Genomic DNA, 26910 nt, shown 5'->3' with positions numbered 1-26910 from the left:
CTGCCCGAATCGTCACCAAACGCCCCGGCGGCGCGGAACTGCAAGGATGGGGCCCGTGACAGGAGTACTCGTTCTCGCAGGCACCCCCATCGGCGACGTCTCGGACGCCCCGCCCCGACTGGTCACCGAACTGGCCACGGCCGACGTCATCGCGGCCGAGGACACCCGGCGGCTGCGCCGGCTCACCCAGGCGCTCGGGGTGACCCCGGCCGGGCGGGTCGTCTCCTACTTCGAGGGCAACGAGGTCGGCCGCACCCCCGAGCTGGTCGAGGCGCTGCTCGGCGGCGCCCGGGTGCTGCTGGTCACCGACGCCGGGATGCCCTCGGTCTCCGACCCCGGCTACCGGCTGGTGGCGGCGGCCGTCGAGGCGGACGTGAAGGTCACCGCGGTGCCCGGGCCGTCCGCCGTGCTCACCGCGCTCGCGCTGTCCGGCCTGCCCGTCGACCGCTTCACCTTCGAGGGCTTCCTGCCGCGCAAGACCGGCGACCGGGCCCGGCAGCTGGCCTCGGTCGCCGCCGAGCCGCGCACCATGGTCTTCTTCGAGGCTCCGCACCGGATCGCCGACGCGCTGGCCGCGATGGCCGAGGCCTTCGGGCCGGAGCGGCCGGCCGCCGTGTGCCGGGAGCTCACCAAGACCTACGAGGAGGTCAAGCGCGGGCCGATCGGCGAGCTGGCGGCCTGGGCGGCGGACGGCGTCAGGGGCGAGATCACCGTCGTGGTCGCGGGCGCCCCGCCGGCTGCGCCCCAGGAGCTGACCCCGGCCGAGCTGGCCCGGCTGGTGGCCGTCCGGGAGGAGGCCGGGGAGCGGCGCAAGGAGGCCATCGCGGCGGTCGCGGTCGAACTCTCCGTCCCCAAGCGGGACGTCTTCGACGCGGTGGTGGCGGCCAAGAAGGACGCTTCCGGCGAGGCCTTGAAAAAGAGGTGAATTCCGGGGGGTTGCGTGGCGGGCGGGGAGTCGTACCTTGGAGTGAAGGCCCTGCTAAACGCCCGCTGAGCTGAAGGTTCGGCCGCGTTTCCGAGGCGCCGGGAGGCCTTTCGTATAGGACTCCCCAACCCGCATCCAAGTCTTCACAAGAAGGGCGTCGGCCGGAGCGGTCCGGGCATTTCCTGGAATGGAAAGACCCAGCCGGGCGAGCGCCCGACGGGCACTGGGAGACGGCTATGAGCGACACGATCGGTAGCCCCCGCAGTGGCAACGCGCTGAGCGTCCCCGGCCTGGCGGGGCGGGCGCACGCTCCCGTCGAGACCGTACGGGAGGCCTACTCCTTCGCCTGCCTGCGCTGCGGGTACGGCTGGGAGCAGGCGTACGACATCGAGCACCACCAGGCCAAGGACGGCCACATCGTGTTCGAGTACCACGCCAACGGTGTCCGGGTGCCGTCCCCGTTGCTCAAGCCGACCTGCCCGGGATGCGGTGGACACACCGTCCGGATCATGCGTGAGGGCCGGGTGGCCGTCGCCGACCAGCCCTGGCAGCACGCTCCCGGCTACCCGGCGCACGCCGAGCCGGCCGGGGCGCCCCCGGTGTCCGAACCCACCCGGCCGCGCGGACGCTGGGCCCGGTTCTGGTCGCGGCTGCTGGGCTGACCGCCGGCCCGGGGAGCGCAGCCGGGCCGCCCGCCGCGAGCAGTGCGGCGGGCGGCCCCGGTCCGCGTGGCTGTCATGCGGTCGAGCCCGGTCAATCGGTTCAGGCCCGGTCAATCGGTTCAGGGGTGTGTTCGGGCCCGACTAAGCTTTCCGACCATGGCGGCCACTGCAGACCACAGCACCACCGGGGCGAGCGCCTCGGCGTACTACGTTTCCACTCCGATCTACTACGTCAACGACCGTCCCCACCTGGGCCACGCGTACACCACCGTGGCGGGCGACGTCCTCACCCGCTGGCACCGCCAGCGCGGCGAGAAGGTGTGGTACCTGACCGGCACCGACGAGCACGGTCAGAAGATCATGCGGACCGCCGAGGCCAACGGCGTCAGCCCGCAGGAGTGGTGCGACAAGCTGGTCGAGGAGGCCTGGAAGCCGCTCTGGCAGCACCTGGAGATCGCCAACGACGACTTCATCCGCACCACCGAGGAGCGGCACACCGCCCGGGTGCAGGAGTTCGTCCAGGACCTGTTCGACAAGGGCGAGATCTACAAGGGCGGCTATTCCGGTCCGTACTGCGTCGGCTGCGAGGAGTTCAAGCTCCCCGCCGAACTGCTCGACGGCGCCACCGAGGACGAGAAGCTCTGCTCCGTCCACAAGAAGCCGGTCGAGTGGCTGGAGGAGGAGAACTACTTCTTCCGGCTCTCCGCCTACGGTGAGCGGCTGCTGGAGTTCTACGCCGCCAACCCCGACTTCATCCAGCCGGCCTCGGCCCGCAACGAGGTGCTGCGCTTCGTCGAGCAGGACCTCAAGGACCTCTCGATCTCCCGCTCCACCTTCAACTGGGGCGTGCCGCTGCCCTGGGACGAGAAGCACGTCCTCTACGTCTGGGTGGACGCGCTGCAGAACTACATCACCGCGGCCGGCTACGGCAGCGACCCGGAGCGCTTCGCCGAGCTGTGGCCGGCCTCCGTCCACCTCGTCGGCAAGGACATCCTGCGCTTCCACGCGGTGATCTGGCCGGCCATGCTGATGGCCGCGGGCCTGCCGCTGCCCAAGCGGGTCGTCGCCAACGGCTGGCTGATGGTCGGCGGCGAGAAGATGTCCAAGTCCAACCTGACCGGCATCGCGCCCACCGACCTCACCTCGCACTTCGGCGTGGACGCCTACCGCTACTACTTCCTGCGGGCGATCCCGTTCGGCACCGACGGCTCCTTCTCCTGGGAGGACTTCAGCGCCCGCTACACCTCCGAGCTGGCCAACGACTTCGGCAACCTGGCCTCCCGGGTCGCCGCGATGGTCGGCAAGTACTTCGGCGGGGCGCTGCCGGCCGCCACCGCGGCGGGCGAGGCCGAGCAGGCCGTCGCGGACGGGCTGGCCGCGGCCGTCGCCGTTGCCGACGTGAAGATCGGCGAGGAGCTGGACTTCGCCGGCGGCATCGCGGCGATCTTCGAGTTCGTCAAGCAGGTCAACGGCTACCTCACCACGCAGGAGCCGTGGAAGGTCGCCAAGGACGAGTCGGAGCAGGGGCGGGCCCGCCTGGCCACCATCCTCTACACCGCCGCCGAGGCGCTGCGCGGCACCGCCGTGCTGCTCAACCCGGTGATGCCGTCCACCGCCGAGAAGCTGTGGGCCTCGCTGGGCGCCGCCGAGGGCCTCGGCGCGCTCGCCGACCAGCGCGTCGCCACCGCCGGTGACTGGGGCCGGCTGCCCGCCGGTACCACCGTCACCAAGGGCGAGATCCTGTTCCCGCGCCTCGAAGAGAAGCCCGCCTCCTGATGGCCAAGAAGGACGACGACCGGTCGACCCCGCCGCCGCTGCCGGAACCCCTGGCCGTGGCGGTGGCCGACTCGCACACCCACCTCGACATGCAGGCCGGCACCCCGGCCGAGGGGCTCGCCCGGGCCGCCTCGGTCGGCGTCACCACGGTCGTCCAGGTGGGCTGCGACGTGCCCGGCTCGCGCTGGGCCGCCGAACTGGCGGCCCAGTACGAGCAGGTGCACGCGGCCGTCGCCCTGCACCCCAACGAGGCACCGCGGATCTTCCTCGGCGACGCGGACGGCTGGTCCGGACAGCAGCGGCACGCGGGCGGCCGGGCGGCGCTGGAGGAGGCGCTCGCCGAGATCGACGCGCTGGCCGCCCTGCCGCAGGTCCGCGCCGTCGGCGAGACCGGCCTGGACTACTTCCGCACCGGGCCGGAGGGTGTGGAGATCCAGAAGGAGTCGTTCCGCCGCCACATCGAGATGGCCAAGCGGCACGGCAAGGCGCTGGTCATCCACGACCGCGACGCCCACGAGGACGTCATCGCCGTCCTGCTGGCCGAGGGCGCCCCGGAGCGGACCGTCTTCCACTGCTACTCCGGCGACGCCGCGATGGCGAAGGTCTGCGCCGAGCACGGCTGGTACCTCTCCTTCGCCGGCCCCGTCACCTTCAAGGCCAACCAGCCGCTGCGCGACGCCCTGCTCGCCACCCCGCTCGACCGGATCCTGGTCGAGACCGACGCGCCGTTCCTCACCCCGCACCCGTACCGGGGGCGGCCCAACGCGCCGTACATGATCCCGGTCACGGTCCGCTCGATGGCCGCCACCCTGGGGCTGCCCGAGGACGAGCTGTCGGCGGCGATCGCGGCGAACACGGCGCGGGCCTTCGGCTACTGAGCGCCGGGTCCGAGGGGGCCGTTCCGGATCGTCACGTCCGGACGGCACCCCGTACGCCCGTATCCTTGGCGCGTGAGCACCACCGACCCCACCCCTGACAGCCACCTGCTGGGCGCCGCCGACATCCGCGAACTGGCGGCCGCGTTCGGCGTGAAGCCGACCAAGCAGCGCGGGCAGAACTTCGTCATCGACGGCAACACCGTACGGCGGATCGTCCGGGCCGCCGAGGTGACGGAGCAGGACGCCGTGGTGGAGGTCGGGCCCGGCCTCGGCTCGCTCACCCTGGCGCTGCTGGAGGTGGCCCGGCACGTCACCGCGGTCGAGATCGACCCGGTGCTCGCCCAGCACCTGCCGGACACCGTCGCGGCCCGGCTGCCCGGCAAGGCCGACGCCTTCGACCTGGTGTTCAGCGACGCCATGGAGGTCACCGAGCTGCCCGGCCCGGCGCCCACCGCGCTGGTCGCCAACCTGCCGTACAACGTGGCCGTGCCCGTCCTGCTGCACATGCTGGCGACCTTCCCCAGCATCGAGCGCACCCTGGTGATGGTGCAGAGCGAGGTCGCCGACCGGCTCGCCGCCAAGCCGGGCAACAAGGTGTACGGCGTCCCGTCGGTCAAGGCCAACTGGTACGCCGAGGTGAAGCGGGCCGGCGCCATCGGGCGGAACGTCTTCTGGCCCGCCCCCAACGTCGACTCCGGGCTGGTCTCGCTGATCCGCCGCGAGCCGCCGAAGACCACCGCCAGCCGGACCGAGGTGTTCGCGGTGGTCGACGCCGCGTTCGCCCAGCGCCGCAAGACCCTGCGCGCCGCGCTGGCCGGCTGGGCGGGCTCCGCCGCCGGGGCCGAGCAGGCGCTCGCGGCCGCCGGCATCGACCACAAGCTGCGCGGCGAGATGCTGACCGTGGAACAGTTCGCCGCGATCGCCGAGCACAAGCCCGCGAAGGACGGCGAGTGATCACCGTACGGGTACCGGCCAAGGTCAACGTCCAGCTCGGGGTCGGCGGGCTGCGGGCCGACGGCTTCCACGACCTGGCCAACGTCTTCTTCGCGGTCGCGCTGGGGGACGAGGTCACCGCCACCCCGGGCGAGGGCGTCACGCTGAGCTGCTCGGGGCCGGACGCCGACGCCGTCCCGCTCGACGACAGCAACCTCGCCGCCCGCGCCGCCCGGCTGCTCGCCGCCCACCACGGCATCGCCGACCCCGGCGTGCACCTGCACATCGCCAAGGCCATCCCGGTCGCGGGCGGCATGGCCGGCGGCAGCGCCGACGGCGCCGCCGCGCTGGTCGCCTGCGACGCGCTGTGGCAGCTGGACACCCCGCTCCCGGTGCTGCTGGACCTCGCCGCCGAACTCGGCTCCGACGTACCGTTCGCCCTGCTCGGCGGCGTCGCGCTGGGCCGCGGCCGGGGCGAGATCCTGGAGACGCTGCCGGCCGAGGGCACCTTCCACTGGGTCTTCGCGGTCGCCGACGGCGGCCTGTCCACCCCCGCCGTCTTCCACGAGTGCGACCGGCTCCGCGAGGCCGCCGGCACCGGCTCCAGCGACACCGACGTCGCCACCCCCGACGCCGACCCGGACCTGCTCGCCGCGCTCGCCGAAGGCGACGCCGTCGCCCTGGCCGCCGCGCTCACCAACGACCTCCAGCCCGCCGCGCTCTCGCTGCGCCCGTCGCTGGCCGCCACCCTGCGGGCCGGCACCGAGGCCGGTGCGCTCGGCGCCCTGGTCTCCGGCTCCGGGCCGACCTGCGCCTTCCTGGCCAAGGACGCCGAGGCGGCCGCCGCCGTCGCCGCGGCGCTGCTGGCCTCCGGCACCTGCCGGGCCGCGCACGCCACGTACGGGCCGGTGCCGGGGGCGACGGCGGTTTCCTGACGCGTCCGGGGCCCTCGGCGGCGGGTCGAGGCGGTGAAGCCGCTTCGGCCCGCCCATTAGGCTGGGGTGATCGGGGCGTCCCCGAGAGAGGGGCGGGCTGGGCCCGCCCCGACCGCCGAACCCAGGAGCGCAGCACACGTGGCCGTCAACCTCGCCACCATCGAGTCCGTCACGAAGGTCTACGGCACCCGCACCCTGCTGGACGCGGTGAGCCTGGGCGTGAGCGAGGGCGACCGGATCGGCGTCGTCGGCCGCAACGGCGACGGCAAGACCACCCTGATCCGGATGCTCGCCAAGCTGGAGGAACCCGACGGCGGCCGGATCACCTGGAGCGGCAGCCTCGAACCGGCCGTCCTCACCCAGCACGACTCGCTCGACCCCGAGGCCACCATCCGGCACGAGGTCATCGCCGACCGCGCCGACCACGAGTGGCTCGGCGACGCCCGGATCCGTGACATCATCGAAGGCCTCTTCGGCGGCCTCGACCTGCCCGGCTTCGCCGACGGCCTGGACACCGTCATCGGCCCGCTCTCCGGCGGCGAGCGCCGCCGGATCGCCCTCGCCAAGCTGCTGCTCGGCTCCCCCGAGCTGATCATCCTCGACGAGCCCACCAACCACCTCGACGTCGAGGGCATCAACTGGCTCGCCCAGCACCTCCAGAAGCGCCGCTCCGCACTGGTCTGCGTCACCCACGACCGGTGGTTCCTCGACCAGGTCTGCACCCGGATGTGGGACGTCCAGCACGGCGAGGTGCACGAGTACGAGGGCGGCTACTCCGACTACGTCTTCGCCCGCGCCGAGCGCTCCCGGATCGAGGCCGTCGAGGAGCAGAAGCGCCAGAACCTCGCCCGCAAGGAGCTCGCCTGGCTGCGCCGCGGCGCCCCCGCCCGCACCTCCAAGCCGCGCTACCGGATCGAGGCCGCCAACGCCCTGATCGCCGACGTGCCGGACCCCCGGGACAAGAGCGAACTGATGAACTTCGCCAACGCCCGGCTCGGCAAGACCGTCTTCGACCTGGAGAACGTCACCGTCAAGGCCGGCCCCAAGCTGCTGCTGGAGAACCTCACCTGGCAGCTCGGCCCCGGCGACCGGATCGGCCTGCTCGGCGTCAACGGCGCCGGCAAGACCTCGCTGCTGCGCGCCATGCGCGACGCCTACGCCAGCGAGGGCGACGTCCAGCCCGACTCGGGCGTGATCAAGGTCGGCAAGACCGTACGACTGGCCTACCTGTCCCAGGAGGTCGCCGAACTGGAACCGGAGATCCGGGTGCTGCAGGCCGTCGAGCAGGTCCGCTCGCGGGTCGACCTCGGCAAGGGCCGCGAGATGAGCGCCGGGCAGCTGTGCGAGCAGTTCGGCTTCGGCAAGGACAAGCAGTGGACGCCCGTCGGCGACCTCTCCGGCGGCGAGCGGCGCCGGCTCCAGCTGCTGCGGCTGCTGATGGACGAGCCCAACGTGCTGTTCCTCGACGAGCCGACCAACGACCTGGACATCGAGACCCTCAACCAGCTGGAGGACCTGCTCGACGGCTGGCCCGGCTCGATGGTCGTCATCAGCCACGACCGGTTCTTCATCGAGCGCACCACGGACGTCGTCCACGCGCTGCTCGGCGACAAGAAGATGCGGATGCTGCCCGGCGGCGTGGACGAGTACCTGGAGCGGCGGGCGCGGATGGCGGCCGCGGCGACTCCCGCCACTCCCGCCGTCGCTCCGGCAGTTGAGGACGCCGCTGCTTCCGGGCTGTCCGGCGGGGACCTGCGGGCGGCGAAGAAGGAGATGCAGAAGATCGAGCGGCAGATCGCCAAGCTGGACCAGAAGGAGTCCAAGCTGCACGCCCAACTCGCCGAGCACGCCGCCGACTTCTCCAAGGTCGCCGAACTGGACGGGCAGCTGCGGGCCGTCCGGGAGGAGAAGGAGGAGCTGGAGATGAGCTGGCTGGAGCTGGCCGAGCAGGTCTGAACCCGGCCTGCCTGAGCGGGAGTTCGGGGCTGGGGATTCCTGGGCGGGAGTGCGGGGCGGCGGAGTCCTGTAGATGGGAGTGCGAGGCTGCGGAGTCCCGGGCAGGGGTTCGGGGCTGCGGCGTTCCGGGCAGGGGTTCGAGGCTACGGAGTCCTGAGCAGGAGTTCGAGCTCGTCCGCCGCGCGGCCCAGCGCGCTGAGCGCCGGGTCGTGCGGCGCGCTCGGCCGGGCCGACGCCCCGGTCGGCGGACGGTGCTCCCGGGCGGCGGCCGTCAGCTCGTCCAGCGCCCGGCGGACCCGGTCCGCCTCCGCCGGATCGGGCACCCGGCCGCCGTACCGGACCTGCGCGGCGAACGCCGCCACCGCCCCGCCGAGCCGCTCCAGCGCCGCCGTGGCCGGCAGCCACCGCTCGGCCAGCCGACCGGTGGGCGGCGGCTCGGCCAGGCTCCGCTGCACCTCGTGCCGGGCGTCCGCCAGCGACCGGTAGGCCGTACGGCGCAGCCACACCTGGGCGGGGTGGTGGCCGGGGCGGTGGTCGGTGACGGCGTCGAGGTAGGCGCGCAGGGCGGTCGTCGCGGCGACCAGCCGGGGCTCGATCCGGTGGCGCGGGCGCTCCGGCCACAGCAGGTAGCCGAAGACCAGCACGATCACGCTGGCCAGCACCGAATCCAGCACCCGCGGCCAGAACTCGGCCGCGCTGCTCTGCCCGCCCAACTGCAGCAGCACCAGCGCCATCGGCGTCATCACCACCGTGTTCAGTCCGTAGTGCGCCGCCGTCGCATACGGCAGCAGGGCCACACAGCCCGCCGCCATCGCCGTCAGCGCCCACTCCTGGGTGGTCAACGACAGCAGCGCCGCCGTCACCACCACACCCAGCACCGTGCCGACCGCACGGCTCACCGCACGCAGGAACACCGAACCCAGATCCGGCTTCAGCACGAACGCGATCGTCATCGGCACCCAGTAGCTCTTGCTGAGCGGGTAGTTGGCGGTGACGGCCGACCCCACCGCGATGCACAGCGCGACCCGCAGGCCGTACCGGACCGACGGACCGGACAGCAGGCCCGCCCGGAGCCGCCACGGATCGGGCGGGGGCGCGGGGGCGGTGCCGATGCGGGTCGGACGGCCCGCGACGGCGTCGGCGGCGGCGCGCAACGCCACGTCCAGCGCCTGGCGGGCGGGCGTGTCCGGCCGCCAGTCGGGCACCGTCACCTCGCCGCCGCCCTGCCGCACGGCCCGCGCCAGCCGCCTCGGAACCTCGGCCACCTCCGGCGGCACCGGGCGCCGGGCCCACAGCAGACCGGTCGCGGCCTCGGTGGCGGCCAGGGCCGCCTCGTACATCGGGCGCAGGGCCGTCCGGCCGTGCTCGGGGAGTACGTCCTGCAACTGGTTCAGGCGGGCCGTCAGCACCCGGCGGGACTCCGCACCCCGCGCGGTACCCAGATCGTCGAGGGTACGGCCGAGCGCCTCGTACCCGGCGGCCAACGCCCGGCGGCCCGGATCACCCGCCCGAGCGGGCAGACCCAGCAGCACGACGAACCCGGCCCCCACCAGCATCATCGGCGCCGCCGCCCACCACGGCCCCGGCAGCGGCATCCCACTGCCCAACGCCGCCGACACCAGCAACAGCATCCCGGCCGCCGACCCCCGCGGGCCCGTCGCGCTCAACGCCCCCGAGACGAAAGCCGTCAGCGTCAACCCCACACCCAGCACCACCACGCCCGCATGAGCGTGCTGCAACGCCGTACCGACCAGCATCCCCAACGCCGAAGCCGCCACCGCCGACCCGATCCGGACCGCCCGCAACCGCCCGGGCTCCACCCGGTCGTTCATCGTCGCGTGCATCGCCCCCAGCCCGGCGAACACCCCCAGACCCAACCGGTGCGCCCACAACCCCAGCGCCAACGGCACCACCATGCCCACCGCCGCCCGCACCATCAACACCACCGGCACCGGCGGCCTCACCGGCCGCACGGCACGGGCCCACCACGGGGTAGGGGTCGACATGTCTCGCTCACGTCCGTTCTGCGGCCACGAGTCGCTGCTGTGCGACATTGCGCGGCAGATGGGGCGTACCGGGTCAGTCTACCCAGCGGCCCCGGGCACGGACCGTACGTGTCAAGTTCGTACCGATCGAGCCCGGGCGGCCCAAGGGCCCTGCCCGGCCGACAGAGGCGGTGGCTACGATGACAGAGGCGGAGACCGCCCACAGGGCGGGCGGTCCAACCGACCAGGACGGTAAGAAGCAGAAGTTGACGGTGTGTTGCGGCACGGCGGGCCCGGGAGACGCCCGGGGCGAGCCGGCCGTACGGGGGAGAGGTGGATTGCTGTGACGGATCCGAGTACGCCGGCCGCGGGGACAGGCCCGGCGGCTTCGCCGGACTCGACGCCGTTCATGCTGAACGGGCCGACGATCCCGCTGCCTTGGGGTGGGATCAAACTCGCCCCCGTCGTCAGTACCGTGCAGGCGAACGTGAGCGCCAGTGACCTGGTGGCGGCCTTCGGGAAGAAGGACGTCCAGGTCGAGATCGACACTCTCACCGCGTTCGCGAAGAAGGTCGAGGCCCTGCTCGCGGCGATGGAGGGTTCGGAGGCCGCGCCGTACAAGCTCGAGGCGCAGAAGGTGTCCCAGCAGAGTTTCGTCAGCGGGGGCCAGCCGCACCAGTTCGTGGAAGCAGTCGCGCTGTCCTCGACCTACGAGAAGGTCCACACCCAGCTCGTCAAGCTGCACAAGGACTTCACGTCGCAGATCAAGGCGATGCAAACCGCGGTCACGTCGACGGCCCACAACTACTCGACTAACGAGAGCAACGCGACAGCCGACCAGAACGCGGTCGCGAAGAGTGCGGGTGTGACCGGGACGAACGGCCCGGGGTCGAAGCGGACCGGCGGTCAGGGCTTCTGACGGCGGTCGACGGACACGGTTCACGGGGAACGGGGAGAAGATAGTGGCAGTCCAGTCGAAGTTCGAAGGCATGGAGCACCAGGTCCTCGCGGACATGGTCGGGGGAACCGACCCCGCGACGGTCCTGAGTCGCGCCGCGAAGCTGCAGCAGGCTGGCGGGGTCCTGAAAGAGTTGAGCGAGGCTCTCAAGTCGCACCTCTCCAAGGTCACCTGGGAAGGCCAGGCCGCGGAGAACTTCAAGACGTGGGCCGGGAACCTGCAGCAGTCCGCCGAGACGCTGGGTACCTACTCGGTGGGTGCGGGCGACGCCATGAACCAGGCCGGTGAGGCGCTCAGCACCGCCAAGGCCGCGATGCCCAAGGTGCCGACGGAGGCCCTCAGCTGGGTGAACGGGCGGAAGACGCAGCCGGCTCCCGACCCCGACGTGGTCAGGCAGCTGAACACCGTCGGCTGGAACCCGAACGGTCCGTCCACGGCGGAGATCGACGCGGCCATGAAGCGCAAGAACCCGAACTGGGTCTCCGAGACGCAGGCCATGGCTGGAACGAAGGAGCTCTACGACGCGCACCAGGAAGCCATTCGGCAGATGGAGAAGCTGGGGGAGGCCTACGCCGCGGCGACGACGACGCTGAACGGGCTCGGCGACAACGTGGTGCTGCCGGGGACGCCTGGGGCGAACCAGTACGATTCCACGGATATCTCCCGCGACGGGGGGAGCACCAGCGGCAGCTACGGTGGGTCCGTGCGTGCTCCTCGCACGGTGGGCAGTAGCAGCGGCGGAAGGTACAACCCGTCCACGGGTTCCTATGACGGCGCCACCATGAGGCCCCGCGACCCCTCGGCGGGTTGGCAGGATCCTTCCAACCCGACCCACCCCGGCCAGACTCCGCCGTACGGTGGCGGTCAGCTGCCACCCCCGCCGCAGGACCCGGGCGCCACGACCCCACCGTCCCACCCCACGGACCCGGTCACCCGCCCGGGTACCGGCCTGGACAGCATTCCGACCGTGCCGGACCAGACCACCACGGGCGTGCCCGGGAGCGGTCCAACGCTGCCGAGCGGTCCGGGCGGGACTCCCGGCTACCCGGGCGGTCCCGACGGCCGAGGAGGGCTGCCCGGGCTGCCCGGCAGCGGCCCGATCTCCGGCTTCCCGGTCGGCACCGGTGGCGGTTCCGTCCCGACCAAGGGCATCGGCAGCATTCCCGGCAAGGGCAGTGGCTCGGTTCCCCTCCGCACCGGCCCTTTCAGCGGCGGCTCGCTTCCCGGCAAGGCCGGTACCCCGGGGCTCCCGAGCGGAACGGTCTTCGGCCGTGAGGGTGCGCCCGGCGGAGGCCGGGTCGGGGGATCGCCCATGGGTGGCATGCACCCGGGCATGGGCGGCGGCCATGGTGTCGTCGGCGGTGCCGGCTCGCGTGGCCGGGGCCTGACCTCGACTCCCGGCGGCACGGTCGGAGGCCGCAAGGGCCCCGCTGCCGGTGGGGAGTTCACCCCGGGCGGTACGGGCCTGCGCAACCGCGCGGCCGCGGCGGGAGCTGCCGAGGGCAGTGGCCGGTCCGGACAGAACGGCATGATGGCCCCAGGTGCAGGTGGTCACGGCAGCCGGAAGGAACGCGACCGCCGTAACCGCGCGGACTACCTCCACGAGGAAGAGGAGACCTGGACCAGCGGTACGCCAGACAGCAACCCGGACGTGATTGAGTAGGACGGCAATGTCTGCCCGGCCACTGGGCTCGCCCAGTGGCCGGGCAGACCTGTTCGGACACGCTTTCCCGGTCTGCGGGGAGACTGATGAGGAGTGGTGATGGGGCGGACGAACACGCGAGCGCGTTGGCGGGCTGCAGCTGCGGTGCTCCTGGCAGCGGGAGTCGTAGCCGGCCCGATTGCGGTGCCAGCCGCTGCCGATGGATCGATCCGTGAGAAGCAGTGGCATCTGGACGCCATGCACGCCCCGGAGATGTGGAAGATCTCCAAGGGGCAGGGGATCACGGTTGCGGTCATCGACGGTGGATTCAAGCTGGACCATCCCGACCTGGCGGGGCAGTTCCTGTCGGGAAAGGACTTCAGTGGCGGCTCCGGCGGCGTAGGGTCCTACACCGACGGGCACGGTACGGGGGTATCGAGCCTGATCGCCGGTACCGGGAAGAGTGAAGGGGGGACTGGCGCCTATGGCCTGGCTCCAGGAGTCAAGATCCTTCCCCTAAAGATCAATAATGGATCAGGGTCGGCGATTTCTCCGACTGACTTCCTTGACCAGGTCGGCCAGGCTGTGAACTATGCGGTCGACCAGGGAGTGAAGGTCATCAACATTTCGCAGGGCCTGGATGCGGTCCGATTTGCTTCGGAGGATGTCGACAAGCTGACGCGGATTGTTGCCCAGGCTAGGGCAAAGGGATCCCTGGTCGTGGCAAGTGTTGGCAACGAGGCGCAGTCGGGAAACCCCGTCTCCTATCCAGGTGGCCTGCCCAATGTCGTTGGTGTTGGGGCAGTTGATCGCGATGCCACCGCAACTCCTGAATCCGAGCAAGGGCCGCAAGTGGTCCTTGCTGCACCTGGCATGGATATCATCGCGGCTTGTACTGGCGATACTGGGTATTGCAAGAGCCATGGCACATCTGACGCGGCTGCCCTGGTGTCGGCGTCGGCGGCGCTGGTCTGGTCGGTGCACAAGGACTGGACTGCGAATCAGATCCTCCGGGTGCTCATCAATACCGCAGGGAAGCCGACTGACGGGTCCGCTCGCAATAACGATGTCGGATACGGAGCCGTGCGGCCGCGAATTGCGCTGACGGATCCGGGGGATCCCGGTCCGGCGGATGTGTCTCCGGTTCCGGTGACGGATCCTGTGCCTACGGCGAGCCCGTCCGCGTCTGCCAGCGCGCAGGCTCCGGCCCCGTCGGCGTCGAGTCCCGCCGTAAGCCCGAGCGACGTAGCGGTAGGTGCACCGCCGGCGCAGCCGAAGGCCGATGCGTCGTCCGGGTCGAGCAGCACGCTGCCGATCGTGGGTGGGGTGGCGGCCGGGCTGGTGGTGGTGGCTGGGGTGGTGTTCGCCGTGGGGCGGCGGCGGGGGGCGCGTCGGATGTGAGGTGGGGTGGCCCGGGTGTCGTGGAGGCGGCGCCCGGGCTTTTTGGTGGGCGCGGGGGTCGGTGGTGTGCGCCGGGGTCACTCGGGCGGGGGCTGGTGGGGGCGGCCCGGTGGTGGCGAGGGTGGGTGGTATGGATGCGGAGGGTGCTTGGCGGGCAGGGCAGTTGCGGCGGGCGGCGGCTGCGGCGTTGATCGGGACGGCGATCGAGTTCTACGACTTCTTCCTGTACGGGACGGCGGCGGCGCTGGTGTTCGGGCCGGTGTTCTTTCCCGGGCTGGGCCGGGTGGGGGCGTTGTTGGCGGCGTTCTCGGTGTACGCGGTGGCGTTCCTGGCGCGGCCGTTGGGGGCGGTGGTGTTCGGGCACTTCGGGGACCGGGTGGGCCGGAAGGCGACGCTGGTGGTGTCGTTGCTGTTGATGGGGTCGGCGACGGCGGCGGTGGGGTTGTTGCCGGGGTTCGCGGTGTGGGGGTGGTGGTCGCCGGCGCTGTTGGTGGTGTTGCGGGTGTGCCAGGGCGTGGGGTTGGGCGGGGAGTGGGGTGGGGCGGCGCTGCTGATCGCGGAGAACGCGCCGGCCGGGCGGCGGGGGCGGTACGGGGGGTTCCTGCAGTTGGGGCCGTCGGGCGGGTTCGTGTTGGCGAACGGGGCGTTCCTGGCGCTTCAACTGGGGCTGGACGAGGGGTCGTTCCGGGAGTGGGGGTGGCGGGTGCCGTTCGTGGCCTCGCTGGCGCTGGTGGCGGTGGGGCTGTTCGTGCGGTTGCGGCTGGCGGAGACGCCGTTGTTCCGGGCGGACGAGCGGCGGGACCGTCCGCCGGTGGTGGAGGTGGTGCGTGAGCACTGGCGGCCGGTGCTGGCGGGCGGTGGGGCGATCACGGTCGGGTACGCGTTGTTCTACCTGACCACCACGTACGCGCTGGCGTACGCGACCTCCGACTTGGGGGTGGCGAGCACGGTGGTGCTGTCGATGCTGCTGGTCGGTGCGGTGGGTGGTGCGGTGACGGTGTGGATGAGTGCCTCGCGCAGTGACCGGTGGGGCCGGCGGCGGACGATGCGGTGGGCGACGGCGCTGGTGGCGGGGTGGTCGCTGGTGCTGTTCCCGTTGCTGGAGACGGTGCGCCGGCCGTTGATGTTCCTGGCGCTGGCCGGGGCGATGGTGGCGCTGGGGTGCCTGATGGGCCCGGTGGCGGCGTTCCTGCCGGAGCTGTTCCCGACCCGGGTGCGCTACACGGGTGCCGCGTTGACGTACAACCTGGGCGGAGTGGTGGGCGGCGCGACGACGCCGCTGGTGGCGACCCGGCTGACGGAGGCGTACGGGACGGCGCAGCCGGTCGGCTGGTACCTGGCGGTGCTGGGTGTGGTGGCGATGGGCTGCCTGTGGCTGCTGCCGGACACCACGGGCGCGGAGTTGGGGGTGGTGGACGGCGGACGCCGCCGGGCGCCCGTGCTGGGGGCGGACCCGGCGGCGTAGCCGTACGGAGGGTGGTTCAGCCGGCCAGGGCGGCGCGGCCGGCCAGCACGACGGCGGTGTGCCTGGCGACGCGATCGCCGAGGTGCTCGGCGGTCGCGATGTCGGCCTTGTGGACGGCCTCGGGGCCGGCGTCGGACGGGGAGGAGGCGGCGGCGCCGCTGAAGAAGCCGAGGCGGTTGAGGTCGTTCTCGGAGGCGGTGGTGGCGTTCCAGCCCGGCTTGAGGCCGAGGTTGACCCAGTTCATGCCGTGCTGGGCGGCGAGGGTCTGGAAGAAGCCGAGGGTGCTGGCCTTGTCGCCGCTCTTGGAGGCGGAGTTGGTGAAGCCGGCCGCGACCTTGTCCTTCCAGGCGTCGGTGAACCAGCGCTTGCTGCTGGCCTCGGCGAAGACGTGGAAGGCGCCGGAGGCGGTGCCCATGTAGGTGGGGGAGCCGAAGACGATCGCGTCGGCGGCGTCCAGCTGGGCCCACTGCTCGTCGGTGATGGTGTCGACGGCGATCAGGGTGACCTCGGCGCCCGCGGCGGCGGCGCCCCGGGCGACGGCCTCGGCGATCATGGCGGTGTGGCCGTAGCCGGAGTGGTAGGCGAGGGCGACGGTCGGGCGGATGACGGTCATGCGGGCACTCCTGTGCGGGCGGAGGAACAGGGGGACGGGCGCGGGCGGACACGGCGGAGCCCCGAGGGGGCTCGAACCGGCCCGATCCGTCGAACGGTCTCCAATATAGACCAGGTCTCCAGTGGAGACCAGGTGCGGATCGGAGACCAGAGGTCTACCCTGGGCGGCATGACGACGGAGGAAGCAGCCCAGGCCGGGGCCGGATGGCACGGGGAGCGGGAGTGCGGCGCGGGGGGGAGTGGCGAGCAGGAACGCGACGTCTTCGCCCGGCTCTGCCCCAGTCGGGAGCTGTTCGCCGAGCTCGCCGACAAGTGGTCGCTGCTGATCCTGATGAGCCTCTTCACCTGCGGCCCCCAGCGCTTCTCCGAACTCCAGCGCGGGGTCGGCGGGGTCAGTCGCAAGATGCTCACCCAGTCGCTGCGCAACCTGGAGCGCAGTGGCCTGGTTCTCCGCACGGTCTTCCCGGAGACGCCGCCGCGAGTGGTCTACGACCTGCGGCCGCTCGGTCGGGAGCTGGCCGAGCTGGTCCTTCCGCTCGGGCGCTGGACGGAGCGGCGGGCCCCGCAGATGCTCGCGGCCCGCGAGGAGTTCGACGCGGCGCACGCCGAGAGGGTCTAGGGTCTGCGGGCCCCGGTGGTGAGCGGGCAGGTGGACGGCCGAGGGGCGGACGGAGCCGATTTCCCTTCCGGGCCGACGGCCGTGTAATGTCTTCCTTGTTCGACCGGCCCGGCCAAACAAGCCCGGCAAGCCCCTATAGCTCAGTCGGTAGAGCGTCTCCATGGTAAGGAGAAGGTCTGCGGTTCGATTCCGCATGGGGGCTCAACTGGAAGACCCCCGCCTCACGGCGGGGGTCTTTCGCGTTCTCGCACCTGGTCCGGCGCCACGCGGTGGCCTAGCGGGTCGGGTACGGAATGCGTTGTGATGGTGCGTCATCGGCCGCCCGCCCGAGGGGTGCGGGCGCGAGCCGGACCCCGACCGGGAGGGCGTCATGGGCGTTCGACTCGTGGTTGTCGACGACCACCGGCTGCTGGCCGAGGCGCTGGCCACCGCACTGCAACTGCGCGGCCACCGGGTGCTGGCGGTCGGCTCGCCGGCCGGCGTCGCCGCCGACCTGGTGGCTGGGCGGCGGCCCGAGGTGTGTCTGCTGGGGGTGGCCGCGCCGGGGGAGCCGGGCGCCTTCGACGGGCTGCGCCGGATCCGCCGGGAACGCCCCGAGGTGGCGGTGATCGTGCTCGGGCCGGTCGGTGAACTCCGCGGTGTGGCCTGCGCGTTCGCGGCCGGGGCGGCGGGCTACGTGCCCAGCGACGAGCGGATCGAGGTGGTCGAGCGGGCGATCGGACGGGCCCGGGCGGGCGAGGCCGCGGTGACGGTGGACGTGCTGCGCGGCGCCTTCGACCAACTGCTGCGCCCGGTGGCCGAACCGGACGACGAGGCGGTCCGGCTGCTGCGGCTGCTGACCCGCCGTGAGGTGCAGGTGCTGGCCCGGATCGCGGACGGTGAGGACACCGCGGCGATCGCCGCCGGGATGCGGATCGCCGCGAGCACCGCCCGTACCCACGTCCAGCGGGTGCTGATGAAGCTCGGTGCCCGTACCCGGCTGGAGGCGGCCGCGGTGGCCGCGCGCACCGGCCTGCTGGAGCGGCTGGCGGGCGGCTGAGCGCGGCGACCCGGCACGGCGGTTGACGGGCGGCCGGAGGATGGCCGGAGGACGGCTGGTCGGGCGCCTGAGGAGTGGGTGAGAAAGCGTGCGGATGACCGCCCGAGTGGTCCGGAGCACCCCGCCGGGCAGGGACAATTGACCCGAGTCGTACGTCCGCATTCCCTCGATGGCGCCGCCGAGCGGGCGACCATCGCCCGCTGGAGGTCTCATCATGAGTAAGTACCTGGTCACGGGTGGCGCCGGCTACGTCGGCAGCGTGGTGGCTGCCCACCTGCTGGAGGCGGGTCACCAGGTGACCGTCCTGGACGACCTCTCCACCGGTTTCCGCGAGGGCGTCCCGGCCGGTGCCGAGTTCGTCGAGGGCCGGATCCAGGAGGCCGGCCGGGTGCTGGACGGCTCCTTCGACGGCGTGCTGCACTTCGCCGCCTCCTCGCAGGTCGGCGAGTCGGTCGTGGACCCGGAGAAGTACTGGCGCAACAACGTGGCCGGCTCGCTGGAGCTGATCACCGCGATGCGTACGGCGGGCGTGCGCAAGCTCGTGTTCTCCTCCACCGCCGCCGTGTACGGCGAGCCGGAGGTCGTGCCGATCGCCGAGACCGCCCGGACCTCGCCGACCAACACCTACGGCGCCAGCAAGCTCGCCATGGACCACATGATCACCAGCGAGGCCGTCGCCCACGGCCTGGCCGCCGTCTCGCTGCGCTACTTCAACGTGGCCGGTGCGTACGGCGCCTACGGCGAGCGCCACGACCCCGAGTCGCACCTGATCCCGCTGGTCTTCCAGGCCGCGCTCGGTCAGCGCCCGCACATCGCGGTGTTCGGCGACGACTACCCGACCCCGGACGGCACCTGTGTCCGCGACTACATCCACGTCGCCGACCTGGCCGACGCGCACCTGCTGGCGCTGGACGCCGCCAAGCCGGGTGAGCACCTGATCTGCAACCTGGGCAACGGCAGCGGCTTCTCGGTGCGCGAGGTGATCGAGTCGGTCAAGCGGGTCACCGGCCGGGAGATCCCGGTGCAGGTCGCCGGTCGCCGGGCCGGCGACCCGGCGGTGCTGGTGGCCTCCGCTGAGCGCGCCCACCAGGAGCTGGGCTGGACGCCGCGCCGCCCGAACCTGGACGAGATCGTCGCCGACGCCTGGAAGTTCGCCCTGGAGAAGAGCGGGAAGTAACCCGCCGACGGCCGGTACGAGCCGGTCGGCCGGGCCGGCTCCGGGAGCGCTTGCGGCATTCCCCGGGGCCGGCCCGACCGGACAAGTCGGGCTACTCGCACACCTTCTGACGAAACTTCACCGAACCGCCACGGGGGCGTTTCCCGGCCCGTACGCTGAGTGCGGTACCGGTGGGGCCGGCGCCCTTTCGGCTTCACCGGCCACCGGTGGGCGGGCGGAGCGGCGGGTCCGGAACGCGGACGCCGTACCGGTCCCCGCCTCCCGGGCTCGGGCGCTCTGAGCAGGGGGTAGTGACGATGGGGCGGATCCGGGTCCTGGTGGTCGACGATCACCGGATCTTCGCCGAGGCGCTGGCCGCGGCCCTCGCCGCCGAGCCCGACGTGGAGGTGGGCGCGGCCGGCAGCGCGGCCGCCGCCGAGCGGGCGCTGGAGCGGGCCGCCGCCGAGGGGCGGGCCTACGACGTGGCGCTGATCGACGCCGACCTGGGCGCCGGGGCGGGCGGACCGGGCCCGCGCGGGCGGCCCGTGGCCGAGGCGGCCGAGGAGGTCCGGCGCCGCCAGGCCGCGGCGGTGGCGCCGCCGAGACGGCCGGGCACCGCGCCCGCACCGCCCGGGGCCGCCGCCCGACCGGCGGACCAGCTGCGCACGGACCAACTGCGCACCGACCAACTGCGCACCGACCAATTACGCGCGGACCAGCCGCGCCCCGATCAGCTGCGCCCGGATCAGCTGCGCCCCGATCAGGTCCGCGCCGAGCAGCTCAGACCCGCCGCCCCGCCGCCGGACGGGATCGTCCTGCTCGGCCGGCTCCGCCGGGCCCACCCGGGGCTGCGCGCGGTGGTGCTGGCCACCGCCGACGACCCGCACCGGGCGGCCCGGGCGCTGCACGCGGGCGCCACCGGCTGGGTGGCGAAGGAGAGTTCGCTGGCCCGGCTGCTCGCGGTGGTGCGGGGGGTGCTGCGGGACGAGACGCACCTGCCGCCCGCGCTGCTCACCGGGGTGATCCGGGAGCTCACCACCGCCCGCCGGGACCGCACCGAGAGCGAGCGGCTGGTCGACACCCTGACCCCGCGGGAGAAGCAGATCCTGCGCTGCATGGTGGCGGGTCTGGGCCGGCAGGCGGTGGCGGAGCGGCTGTACCTGTCGCCGCACACCGTCCGCACCCACATGCAGAACGTGCTGGGGAAGTTGGGGGTGCACTCCACGCTGGCCGCCGTCGCGGTGGCCCGCCGGGCCGGGGTCAGTCCGGCGGAGCCGGCCGTGCCGCCGTCGATCGCCTCGGCGCCGTAGCGGCGGAGGCCCGGTTCAGCCCGGGATGTTGTCGAAGGGGGCGACCAGCTGCCGCAGCAGGGCGGCGAGTTCGCCCCGCTGGCCGGAGCTGAGCTGGGCCAGCAGTTCGCGTTCGTGGGCCAGCAGGCCGGCCAGGGCCTGGTCGGCGCGGTCGCGGCCGTCGTCGGTGAGCCGGACGAGCACGCCGCGCCGGTCGTCCGGGTCGGGCAGCCGCTTGACCAGGCCCTTGCCGGTGAGGCGGTCGATCCGGTTGGTCATGGTGCCGGAGGTGACCAGGGTCTGGGTGAGCAGCTGTCCGGGGGAGAGCTGGTACGGGGAGCCGGCCCGCCGCAGGGCGGTCAGGACGTCGAACTCCCAGGGCTCCAGGCCGTGCTCGGCGAAGGCGGTGCGCCGGGCGCGGTCGAGGTGACGGGCGAGCCGGCTGACCCGGCTGAGCACCTCCAGCGGCTCCACGTCGAGGTCGGGGCGCTCCCGGCGCCACGCCGCGACCAGCCTGTCGACCTCGTCCTCCATGACGATCAGTGTATCGGTGGATGTGTCGATGTGAAGTCTCTTGACATCGAGAAATGTGCCAGCGAGGCTTTCGGAGATATCTTGATGTCGAGATACCTGCGAGGTGAACCATGACCAGCCCCGTCTGGGACCCGGCGCAGTACCTGCGCTTCGCCGACGAACGCACCCGCCCGCTGCGCGACCTGCTCGCCCGCGTCCCCGCCCTGCCGAACGAAAGCCCGCCGAACGAAAGCCCGCCGCACGAAGCCCCGCCGCACGAAGCCGTCCCGAGGATCCTCGACATCGGCTGCGGGCCCGGCAACTCCACCGCCGTGCTGCGCGAGCGCTGGCCGCGGGCCCGGATCACCGGCATCGACAACTCCGCCCCGATGCTGGCGGCCGCCCGCACCGAGGGCGAGCCCACCGCCGACTACCTGCTCGCCGACGCCGGCGACTACGACCCGGCCCCGGCCGCACCCGACCTGATCGCCTCCAACGCGACCCTCCAGTGGGTGGACGGGCACCTCGCGGTGCTGCCGCGCTGGGCGGATGCCCTCAAGCCCGGCGGGGTGCTCGCCTTCCAGGTGCCCGGCAACTTCGAGGCCCCCAGCCACACCCTGCTCGCCGACCTGCGCCGCAGCCCCCGCTGGCGCGACGCCCTGGGCACCGACGCCGTACGGAGCGGCGTCCACCGGCCGGAGCGGTACCTGGACGCCCTGGCCGGGGCCGGCTGCGCCGTCGACGTCTGGGAGACCACCTACAGCACGCTGCTGTCCGGGCCCGACCCGGTGCTGGAGTGGGTCAAGGGCACCGCGCTGCGCCCCGTCCTCGGGCGGCTCACCGATCCGGCCGAGCGGGCGGTCTTCCTCGCCGAGTACGGGCGGCTGCTGCGCGAGGCCTACCCGGCCGGGCCGCACGGGACGGTCTTCCCGTTCCGGCGGATCTTCGCCGTCGGGGTCAAGCGGTAGACCGGACCGGGCGGGTAGGCGGGGCAGGCGGTGGACCTTGGCCGGGCGGCAGGTGGGGTCGGACGGCACCGGGGCGGTCAGGCGTGGCGGTCGCCGACCAGCCTCGGGTGCCGCTCCAGGCCCTCCAGCCCGTGCCAGGCCAGGTTCACCAGGTGCGCCGCGACCGTCGCCTTGTCCGGCTTGCGGACCTCCAGCCACCACTGGCCGGTCAGCGCGACCATCCCGACCAGCATCTGCGAGTACATCGGGGCCAGCCGGGCGTCGAAGCCCCGGGACTTGAACTCCAGGCCCAGGATGTCCTCGACCTGGGTCGCGATGTCGCTGATCAGCGAGGCGAAGGTGCCGGTCGACTGGGCCACCGGGGAGTCCCGGACCAGGATCCGGAAGCCGTCCGTCGAGGTGTCGATGTAGTCCATCAGCGCGAACGCCGCCTGCTCCAGCAGCTCGCGCGAGTGCCCGCCGGTGAGCGCCCCCGTCACCATGTCCAGCAGCAGCTGCATCTCGCGGTCCACCACCACCGCGTACAGCCCCTCCTTGCCCCCGAAGTGCTCGTACACCACGGGCTTGGACACTCCGGCGCGCTCGGCGATCTCCTCCACCGAGGTGCCGTCGTAGCCGCGCTCGGCGAAGACCGTCCGGCCGATCTCCAGCAGCTGCTCCCGGCGCTGCTTGCCGGTCATCCGGACCCGGCCGGCCCGGCGGCGCGGGGCCGGCGCGGTCGCGGAGCCGTCGGCGCCCCGGCGGGCCGCACCGCCGGGGGCACCGCCGAGGGGGGCCGCGCCCGGCTCCGCAGTGGCCCGCGGACGGGTCGGCGCCGTTCCGGGCGCCGCGTCCGTCCGCGGGCTGTGGTGACCGCCTGTGCTGTCTGCGCTGCTCCCGTTCACCCCTACATCATGCTGGAAGCGCCGCCTCATGCGGCGCGGCGGGCGGCGATCCGCTCCGCGTCCGGCCAGCGGACGTCCCGGACCCAGCCGGCCAGCTCGAACCAGCGGATCAGCCGGGCCGAGGAGTCGATCTGCCCGCGCAGCACCCCGTGCCGGGCCGCGGTCGGGTCGGCGTGGTGCAGGTTGTGCCAGGACTCGCCGCAGGAGAGCACCGCGAGCCACCAGACGTTGCCGGAGCGGTCCCGGGAGCGGAACGGGCGCCGGCCGACGGCGTGGCAGATCGAGTTGATCGACCAGGTGACGTGGTGCAGCAGCGCCACCCGGACCAGCGAGCCCCAGAAGAAGGCGGACAGCGCGCCCTCCCACGACAGGCTCACCAGGCCGCCGACCAGTGCGGGCAGCAGCAGCGAGATGGTGGTCCAGAGCCAGAACAGCCGGGAGATCCGCCGCAGCGTCGGGTCGCCGACCAGGTCCGGGGCGTACTTGAGCTGGGAGGTCTGCTCCTCGTCGAACATCCAGCCCATGTGGGCCCACCACAGGCCCTTGATCAGGGCCGGGACGCTCTCCCCGTAGCGCCAGGGCGAGTGCGGGTCGCCGTCCTTGTCGCTGAACCGGTGGTGCTTGCGGTGGTCGGCGACCCAGCGCACCAGCGGGCCCTCGACCGCGAGGCTGCCGACGACGGCCAGCGCCAGCCGCATCGGGCGGGGGGCCTTGAAGGCGCCGTGGGTGAAGTAGCGGTGGTAGCCGACGGTGATGCCGTGACAGGTGAGGAAGTACATGGCGACGGTGACCGCCACGTCCGTCCAGCCGAGGCCCCACCCCCAGGCCACCGGTACGGCGGCGAGCAGCGCGGTGAACGGGACGAGGATGAACAGGGCGAGCGCGACCCGCTCGGCGAGACCCTGCTCCTCCCCGCCGCGGGTGGCGGACAGCCGGGTCGCGGCGTCGGCGGAGGGGTCGGAGGAGGGATCGGGGAGTTCGGCGGCTCCCGAGCGCGCCTCGTCGGCCTGGATGGTCATGGGCGTCCCTTCGCGGCGTCCCGGAACGGGACAGCGGAACCTACGTTGGCGTAACCTACGGAATCGTAGGTTGCGCTCCGTGTCCGGGGGAACACACCGGCGCGCGGCGCTTGAGTGAATTCACCCGACTGGATGGATGAACCCCGGGGCCCGTCGGTGAGGGGATCCGGCGGACCGGGACGGTCGGCACAGGTGGTAGATGTGAAGCGCGCTACCCCGTAGTCTTGCCCCAGCGCGCCGTCGGCCCTCCGGCGGCGGGAGCTCCGGTCCCGGATCGTCTAAGGGCAGGACAGCTGGTTTTGGTCCAGCTTATGGGGGTTCGAATCCTCCTCCGGGAGCACTGAGTACGGTCGCGGGCAGGCATGCGCGAGCCGGGCTTCTGGCGTTTCGGCCGGCGGGCTCGCACTATCCTCGAACTGCCAGAGCACATGTGCGGATCCACGTTCTGGCCTGCTCTGCCCTCTCTGTGAACCTACTGAGGAGCCTTCCCGCATGGGTGCCAATTCGCTTGCCGCCGTTGTCGTGCTCGCCGCCGGTGGCGGGACCCGGATGAAGTCGAACAAGCTGCCCAAGGTGCTGCACGAGGTGTGCGGGCGCTCGCTGGTGGGTCACGCGGTTTCGGCGGCCGGAGAACTGACGCCCGGCCAGCTCGTCGTGGTGGTCGGCCACCAGCGCGAGCAGGTCGAGGAGCACCTGGCGGCGCACTACCCGGCCGCCCGTCCGGTGGTGCAGGAGCAGCAGAACGGCACCGGTCACGCGGTGCGCACCGCGCTGGAGGCGCTGGCCGCCGACGGCGTGACGCTGGACGGCACGGTGATCGTCACCGCCGGCGACTCGCCGCTGCTGACCGGGGACACCCTGCGCCGGCTGGCGCGCTCGCACGAGGCCCAGCAGAACGGCGTCACCGTGCTCACCGCCGTCGTCCCCGCGCCCTTCGGCTACGGCCGGATCCTGCGCGACGAGGACGGCACCGTCGCCGCGATCGTCGAGGAGCGGGACGCCACCGACACCCAGCGCGCGATCGCCGAGATCAACTCGGGCGTCTTCGCCTTCGACGCCAAGCTACTCGCCGAGGCGCTGGCCGAGCTCACCACGGACAACTCGCAGGGCGAGGAGTACCTGACCGACACCCTGGAGATCCTGCGCAAGTCCGGGCACCGGGTCGGCGCCGTGGTCGCCGAGGACCACCGGGACATCCTGGGCATCAACGACCGGGTCCAGCTGGCGCAGGCCCGTCGGCTGCTGAACGACCGTCTGCTGGAGCGGGCGATGCGCGCGGGCGTCACCGTGGTCGACCCGGCGACCACCTGGATCGACGTCCAGGTGACGTACGAGCCGGACGCCGTCGTGCTGCCGAACACCCAGCTGCAGGGCGCCACCCACCTCGGCGAGGACTGCGAGGTCGGCCCGAACTCCACCCTCAAGGACACCCTGGTCGGCGCCGGCGCCCGTGTGAGCAACACCACGGCCGACCGCGCCGAGATCGGCGAGCTGGCCGCCACCGGCCCGTACGCCTACCTGCGGCCGGGGGCGAAGCTGGCCCGCAAGGCGAAGGTCGGCACCTACGTCGAGATCAAGAACTCCGAGCTGGGCGAGGGCGCCAAGGTGCCGCACCTCTCCTACATCGGCGACGCCACCATCGGCGAGGGCACCAACGTGGGCGCGGCCTCGGTCACCGTGAACTACGACGGGGTCAACAAGCACCGCACGGTCATCGGCGCGCACTGCCGCACCGGTTCGGACAACATGTTCATCGCCCCGGTCACCGTCGGTGACGGCGCGTACACCGGCGCGGGCTCGGTCATCACCACCGACGTCCCGCCCGGCGCACTCGGCGTGAACCGCGCGCAGCAGCGCAACATCGAGGGCTGGGTCGAGCGCAAGCGCCCCGGAACCGTGTCCGCGCAGGCCGCCAAGGCCGCGACGGACGGCGCCGCGGAGGCCTGACGGGCCCGCCGGGGGCCGGTCGGCCGGTCCCCGGGGCGGACGGTTTCTGCGCGGGCGCGTAACCTGGGGGACATACGTGCGCCACTGGGCTTACCGCCCGTGTCCAGGCGTACCGACAATTCCCCGATCCTCCGTGAGTGCGGGCTGCGCCTGCCCTCCTCGGGGACGGGGATCAGCGTCCGCAACGCGAGGAGACGGTGCAGTGAGCGGGATCACGACGTCGGGTGAGAAGAAGCTCAAGCTCTTCTCCGGCCGTGCCCACCCGGAGCTGGCGAGGGAGGTTGCCGAGGCGCTGGGGACCGAGCTGGTCCCGACCAAGGCCCTGGACTTCGCCAACGGCGAGATCTACGTCCGTTTCCTGGAGTCGGCGCGCGGCGCGGACTGCTTCGTGATGCAGAGCCACACGGCTCCCATCAACCAGTGGATCATGGAACAGCTGATCATGATCGATGCTCTCAAGCGGGCCTCCGCCAAGAGCATCACCGCGATCCTGCCGTTCTACGGGTACGCCCGCCAGGACAAGAAGCACCTCGGCCGTGAGCCGATCTCGGCCCGCCTGGTCGCCGACCTGCTGCGCCAGGCCGGCGCCGACCGCCTGATGGCCGTCGACCTGCACACCGCGCAGATCCAGGGCTTCTTCGACGGCCCGGTGGACCACCTGTTCGCGCTGCCGCTGCTGGCCGACTACATCGGCGGGAAGGTCGACCGCGACAAGCTGACCGTCGTCTCGCCGGACGCCGGCCGGGTCAAGGTCGCCGACCAGTGGTGCGACCGGCTGGACGCCCCGCTGGCGATCATCCACAAGCGCCGCGACATCACCCAGGCCAACACCATCCTGTCGGCCGACGTCGTCGGTGACGTCAAGGACCGGGTGTGCGTCCTGGTCGACGACATGATCGACACCGCCGGCACGATCTGCGCCGCCGCCGACGCGCTGTTCGAGAACGGCGCCGCGGACGTCGTGGTGGCCGCCACCCACGGCGTGCTCTCCGGCCCGGCCGCGGACCGGCTGAAGAACTCGCGGGTGAGCGAGTTCGTGTTCACCAACACGCTGCCCACCCCGGCCGAGCTCCAGCTGGACAAGATCACCACGCTGTCCATCGCCCCGTCGATCGCCGCCGCGATCCGCGAGGTGTTCGAGGAGGGCTCGGTCACCAGCCTCTTCGAGGGCGTGCACTGACGAAGCCCCGCGCAGGCGGCCCCGGACCACCATCGGTCCGGGGCCGCCGCCGGTTCGGCCAACGGGGGCCGATTTCGCGGGAGGGGGCCGGTGCGGTTAGACTCGTGAAACTGCTCGGCGAGGGATGCCGTGTGCCCGCTCGACGGACACCGGCACCGTGATCGACGC

At 72.6% G+C, this 26910-nt stretch carries 23 protein-coding genes and 2 tRNA genes; 20 read left to right on the top strand and 5 right to left on the bottom strand.

Annotated elements, in window-relative coordinates:
* The first annotated feature begins 55 nt into the window (after positions 1 to 55).
* The 7 genes from rsmI to ACZ3YL_RS12905 all read left to right on the top strand — a co-directional run bounded on the left by rsmI (position 56) and on the right by ACZ3YL_RS12905 (position 8065).
* Positions 56 to 925 (top strand): 16S rRNA (cytidine(1402)-2'-O)-methyltransferase, encoded by an 870-nt coding sequence (gene rsmI, locus ACZ3YL_RS12935; protein WP_188304281.1) that lies wholly within the window; start codon positions 56 to 58, stop codon positions 923 to 925.
* Positions 926 to 1161: 236 nt separating this feature from the next.
* Positions 1162 to 1587: a hypothetical protein gene (locus ACZ3YL_RS12930; protein WP_188304280.1), complete on the top strand. Its 426-nt coding sequence runs from the start codon at positions 1162 to 1164 to the stop codon at positions 1585 to 1587.
* Positions 1588 to 1743: 156 nt separating this feature from the next.
* Positions 1744 to 3363 carry a methionine--tRNA ligase gene (gene metG, locus ACZ3YL_RS12925; RefSeq protein ID WP_465657068.1) on the top strand — a complete coding sequence of 540 codons (1620 nt, stop codon included), beginning with the start codon at positions 1744 to 1746 and terminating at the stop codon, positions 3361 to 3363.
* Complete coding sequence (locus ACZ3YL_RS12920) at positions 3363 to 4241, top strand: TatD family hydrolase (protein ID WP_465657066.1); 879 nt, start codon at positions 3363 to 3365, stop codon at positions 4239 to 4241. Before metG ends, ACZ3YL_RS12920 begins: the two co-directional genes overlap by 1 nt.
* A gap of 72 nt (positions 4242 to 4313) precedes the next feature.
* Entirely contained in the window at positions 4314 to 5195 is an 882-nt protein-coding gene (rsmA, locus tag ACZ3YL_RS12915; protein WP_188304277.1) for a 16S rRNA (adenine(1518)-N(6)/adenine(1519)-N(6))-dimethyltransferase RsmA, read from the top strand.
* Positions 5192 to 6109, top strand: a complete 918-nt coding sequence (locus tag ACZ3YL_RS12910) for a 4-(cytidine 5'-diphospho)-2-C-methyl-D-erythritol kinase (RefSeq protein ID WP_465657063.1) — start codon at positions 5192 to 5194, stop codon at positions 6107 to 6109. Before rsmA ends, ACZ3YL_RS12910 begins: the two co-directional genes overlap by 4 nt.
* A gap of 138 nt (positions 6110 to 6247) precedes the next feature.
* Positions 6248 to 8065: an ABC-F family ATP-binding cassette domain-containing protein gene (locus ACZ3YL_RS12905; RefSeq protein WP_188304275.1), complete on the top strand. Its 1818-nt coding sequence runs from the start codon at positions 6248 to 6250 to the stop codon at positions 8063 to 8065.
* Between the two features lie 143 nt (positions 8066 to 8208).
* Here the strand turns inward: ACZ3YL_RS12905 and ACZ3YL_RS12900 are convergent, their stop codons facing one another.
* Positions 8209 to 10071 carry an FUSC family protein gene (locus ACZ3YL_RS12900; RefSeq protein ID WP_465657061.1) on the bottom strand — a complete coding sequence of 621 codons (1863 nt, stop codon included), beginning with the start codon at positions 10069 to 10071 and terminating at the stop codon, positions 8209 to 8211.
* A gap of 322 nt (positions 10072 to 10393) precedes the next feature.
* Between ACZ3YL_RS12900 and ACZ3YL_RS12895 the strand changes: the two genes are divergently transcribed.
* From ACZ3YL_RS12895 to ACZ3YL_RS12880, 4 genes are all read left to right on the top strand, one after another.
* A complete protein-coding gene (locus ACZ3YL_RS12895) occupies positions 10394 to 10969 on the top strand; it encodes a hypothetical protein (RefSeq protein WP_465657059.1) in 576 nt (191 codons plus the stop codon).
* Positions 10970 to 11039: 70 nt separating this feature from the next.
* Positions 11040 to 12671: a WXG100 family type VII secretion target gene (locus ACZ3YL_RS12890; protein WP_465657057.1), complete on the top strand. Its 1632-nt coding sequence runs from the start codon at positions 11040 to 11042 to the stop codon at positions 12669 to 12671.
* A 252-nt stretch (positions 12672 to 12923) separates the two neighbouring features.
* Positions 12924 to 14051, top strand: coding sequence for a S8 family serine peptidase (locus tag ACZ3YL_RS12885; protein WP_465657055.1), 1128 nt, complete (start codon positions 12924 to 12926; stop codon positions 14049 to 14051).
* 130 nt (positions 14052 to 14181) lie between these two features.
* Complete coding sequence (locus tag ACZ3YL_RS12880) at positions 14182 to 15516, top strand: MFS transporter (protein ID WP_465657053.1); 1335 nt, start codon at positions 14182 to 14184, stop codon at positions 15514 to 15516.
* A gap of 16 nt (positions 15517 to 15532) precedes the next feature.
* Here ACZ3YL_RS12880 and ACZ3YL_RS12875 read toward each other — a convergent pair whose 3' ends face one another.
* Positions 15533 to 16129 (bottom strand): flavodoxin family protein, encoded by a 597-nt coding sequence (locus ACZ3YL_RS12875; RefSeq protein WP_465657051.1) that lies wholly within the window; start codon positions 16127 to 16129, stop codon positions 15533 to 15535.
* A gap of 168 nt (positions 16130 to 16297) precedes the next feature.
* On the opposite strand from ACZ3YL_RS12875, the gene ACZ3YL_RS12870 reads away from it, so the two are divergent.
* From ACZ3YL_RS12870 to ACZ3YL_RS12850, 5 genes are all read left to right on the top strand, one after another.
* A complete protein-coding gene (locus ACZ3YL_RS12870) occupies positions 16298 to 16747 on the top strand; it encodes a winged helix-turn-helix transcriptional regulator (protein ID WP_188306004.1) in 450 nt (149 codons plus the stop codon).
* A 129-nt stretch (positions 16748 to 16876) separates the two neighbouring features.
* Positions 16877 to 16949: transfer RNA gene (locus tag ACZ3YL_RS12865), tRNA-Thr, on the top strand.
* 168 nt (positions 16950 to 17117) lie between these two features.
* The gene (locus tag ACZ3YL_RS12860; protein ID WP_188306005.1) at positions 17118 to 17786 is read left to right on the top strand and encodes a response regulator transcription factor; all 669 of its coding nucleotides are present in this window, start codon (positions 17118 to 17120) and stop codon (positions 17784 to 17786) included.
* A gap of 214 nt (positions 17787 to 18000) precedes the next feature.
* Positions 18001 to 18963, top strand: coding sequence for a UDP-glucose 4-epimerase GalE (gene galE, locus ACZ3YL_RS12855; protein WP_188306006.1), 963 nt, complete (start codon positions 18001 to 18003; stop codon positions 18961 to 18963).
* Positions 18964 to 19259: 296 nt separating this feature from the next.
* Positions 19260 to 20252 carry a LuxR C-terminal-related transcriptional regulator gene (locus tag ACZ3YL_RS12850; RefSeq protein ID WP_465657047.1) on the top strand — a complete coding sequence of 331 codons (993 nt, stop codon included), beginning with the start codon at positions 19260 to 19262 and terminating at the stop codon, positions 20250 to 20252.
* Positions 20253 to 20267: 15 nt separating this feature from the next.
* Here ACZ3YL_RS12850 and ACZ3YL_RS12845 read toward each other — a convergent pair whose 3' ends face one another.
* On the bottom strand, positions 20268 to 20765 hold the full coding sequence (locus tag ACZ3YL_RS12845) for a MarR family winged helix-turn-helix transcriptional regulator (protein WP_188307908.1): 498 nt from the start codon (positions 20763 to 20765) through the stop codon (positions 20268 to 20270).
* 110 nt (positions 20766 to 20875) lie between these two features.
* Here ACZ3YL_RS12845 and ACZ3YL_RS12840 point away from each other — a divergent pair, with 110 nt between their 5' ends.
* Entirely contained in the window at positions 20876 to 21712 is an 837-nt protein-coding gene (locus tag ACZ3YL_RS12840) for a methyltransferase domain-containing protein (protein ID WP_465657045.1), read from the top strand.
* Positions 21713 to 21789: 77 nt separating this feature from the next.
* On the opposite strand, the gene ACZ3YL_RS12835 is transcribed toward ACZ3YL_RS12840, so the two are convergent.
* Together ACZ3YL_RS12835 and ACZ3YL_RS12830 are read right to left on the bottom strand one after the other, a co-directional pair.
* Positions 21790 to 22392: a TetR/AcrR family transcriptional regulator gene (locus ACZ3YL_RS12835; protein ID WP_465657327.1), complete on the bottom strand. Its 603-nt coding sequence runs from the start codon at positions 22390 to 22392 to the stop codon at positions 21790 to 21792.
* Positions 22393 to 22622: 230 nt separating this feature from the next.
* Positions 22623 to 23615 carry an acyl-CoA desaturase gene (locus ACZ3YL_RS12830; RefSeq protein ID WP_188304816.1) on the bottom strand — a complete coding sequence of 331 codons (993 nt, stop codon included), beginning with the start codon at positions 23613 to 23615 and terminating at the stop codon, positions 22623 to 22625.
* A gap of 267 nt (positions 23616 to 23882) precedes the next feature.
* Between ACZ3YL_RS12830 and ACZ3YL_RS12825 the strand changes: the two genes are divergently transcribed.
* The 3 genes from ACZ3YL_RS12825 (at position 23883) to ACZ3YL_RS12815 (ending at position 26742) form a co-directional block, all read left to right on the top strand.
* Positions 23883 to 23953: transfer RNA gene (locus ACZ3YL_RS12825), tRNA-Gln, on the top strand.
* A gap of 154 nt (positions 23954 to 24107) precedes the next feature.
* Positions 24108 to 25562, top strand: coding sequence for a bifunctional UDP-N-acetylglucosamine diphosphorylase/glucosamine-1-phosphate N-acetyltransferase GlmU (gene glmU, locus ACZ3YL_RS12820; protein WP_188304815.1), 1455 nt, complete (start codon positions 24108 to 24110; stop codon positions 25560 to 25562).
* Between the two features lie 202 nt (positions 25563 to 25764).
* On the top strand, positions 25765 to 26742 hold the full coding sequence (locus ACZ3YL_RS12815) for a ribose-phosphate diphosphokinase (RefSeq protein ID WP_188304814.1): 978 nt from the start codon (positions 25765 to 25767) through the stop codon (positions 26740 to 26742).
* Positions 26743 to 26910 lie beyond the last annotated feature (168 nt).

The sequence above is a fragment of the Kitasatospora sp. NPDC023176 genome, from assembly GCF_055560495.1.
The sequence above is the reverse complement of the archived record's forward strand: the minus strand, read 5'-3'. Positions and strand labels throughout refer to the sequence as shown.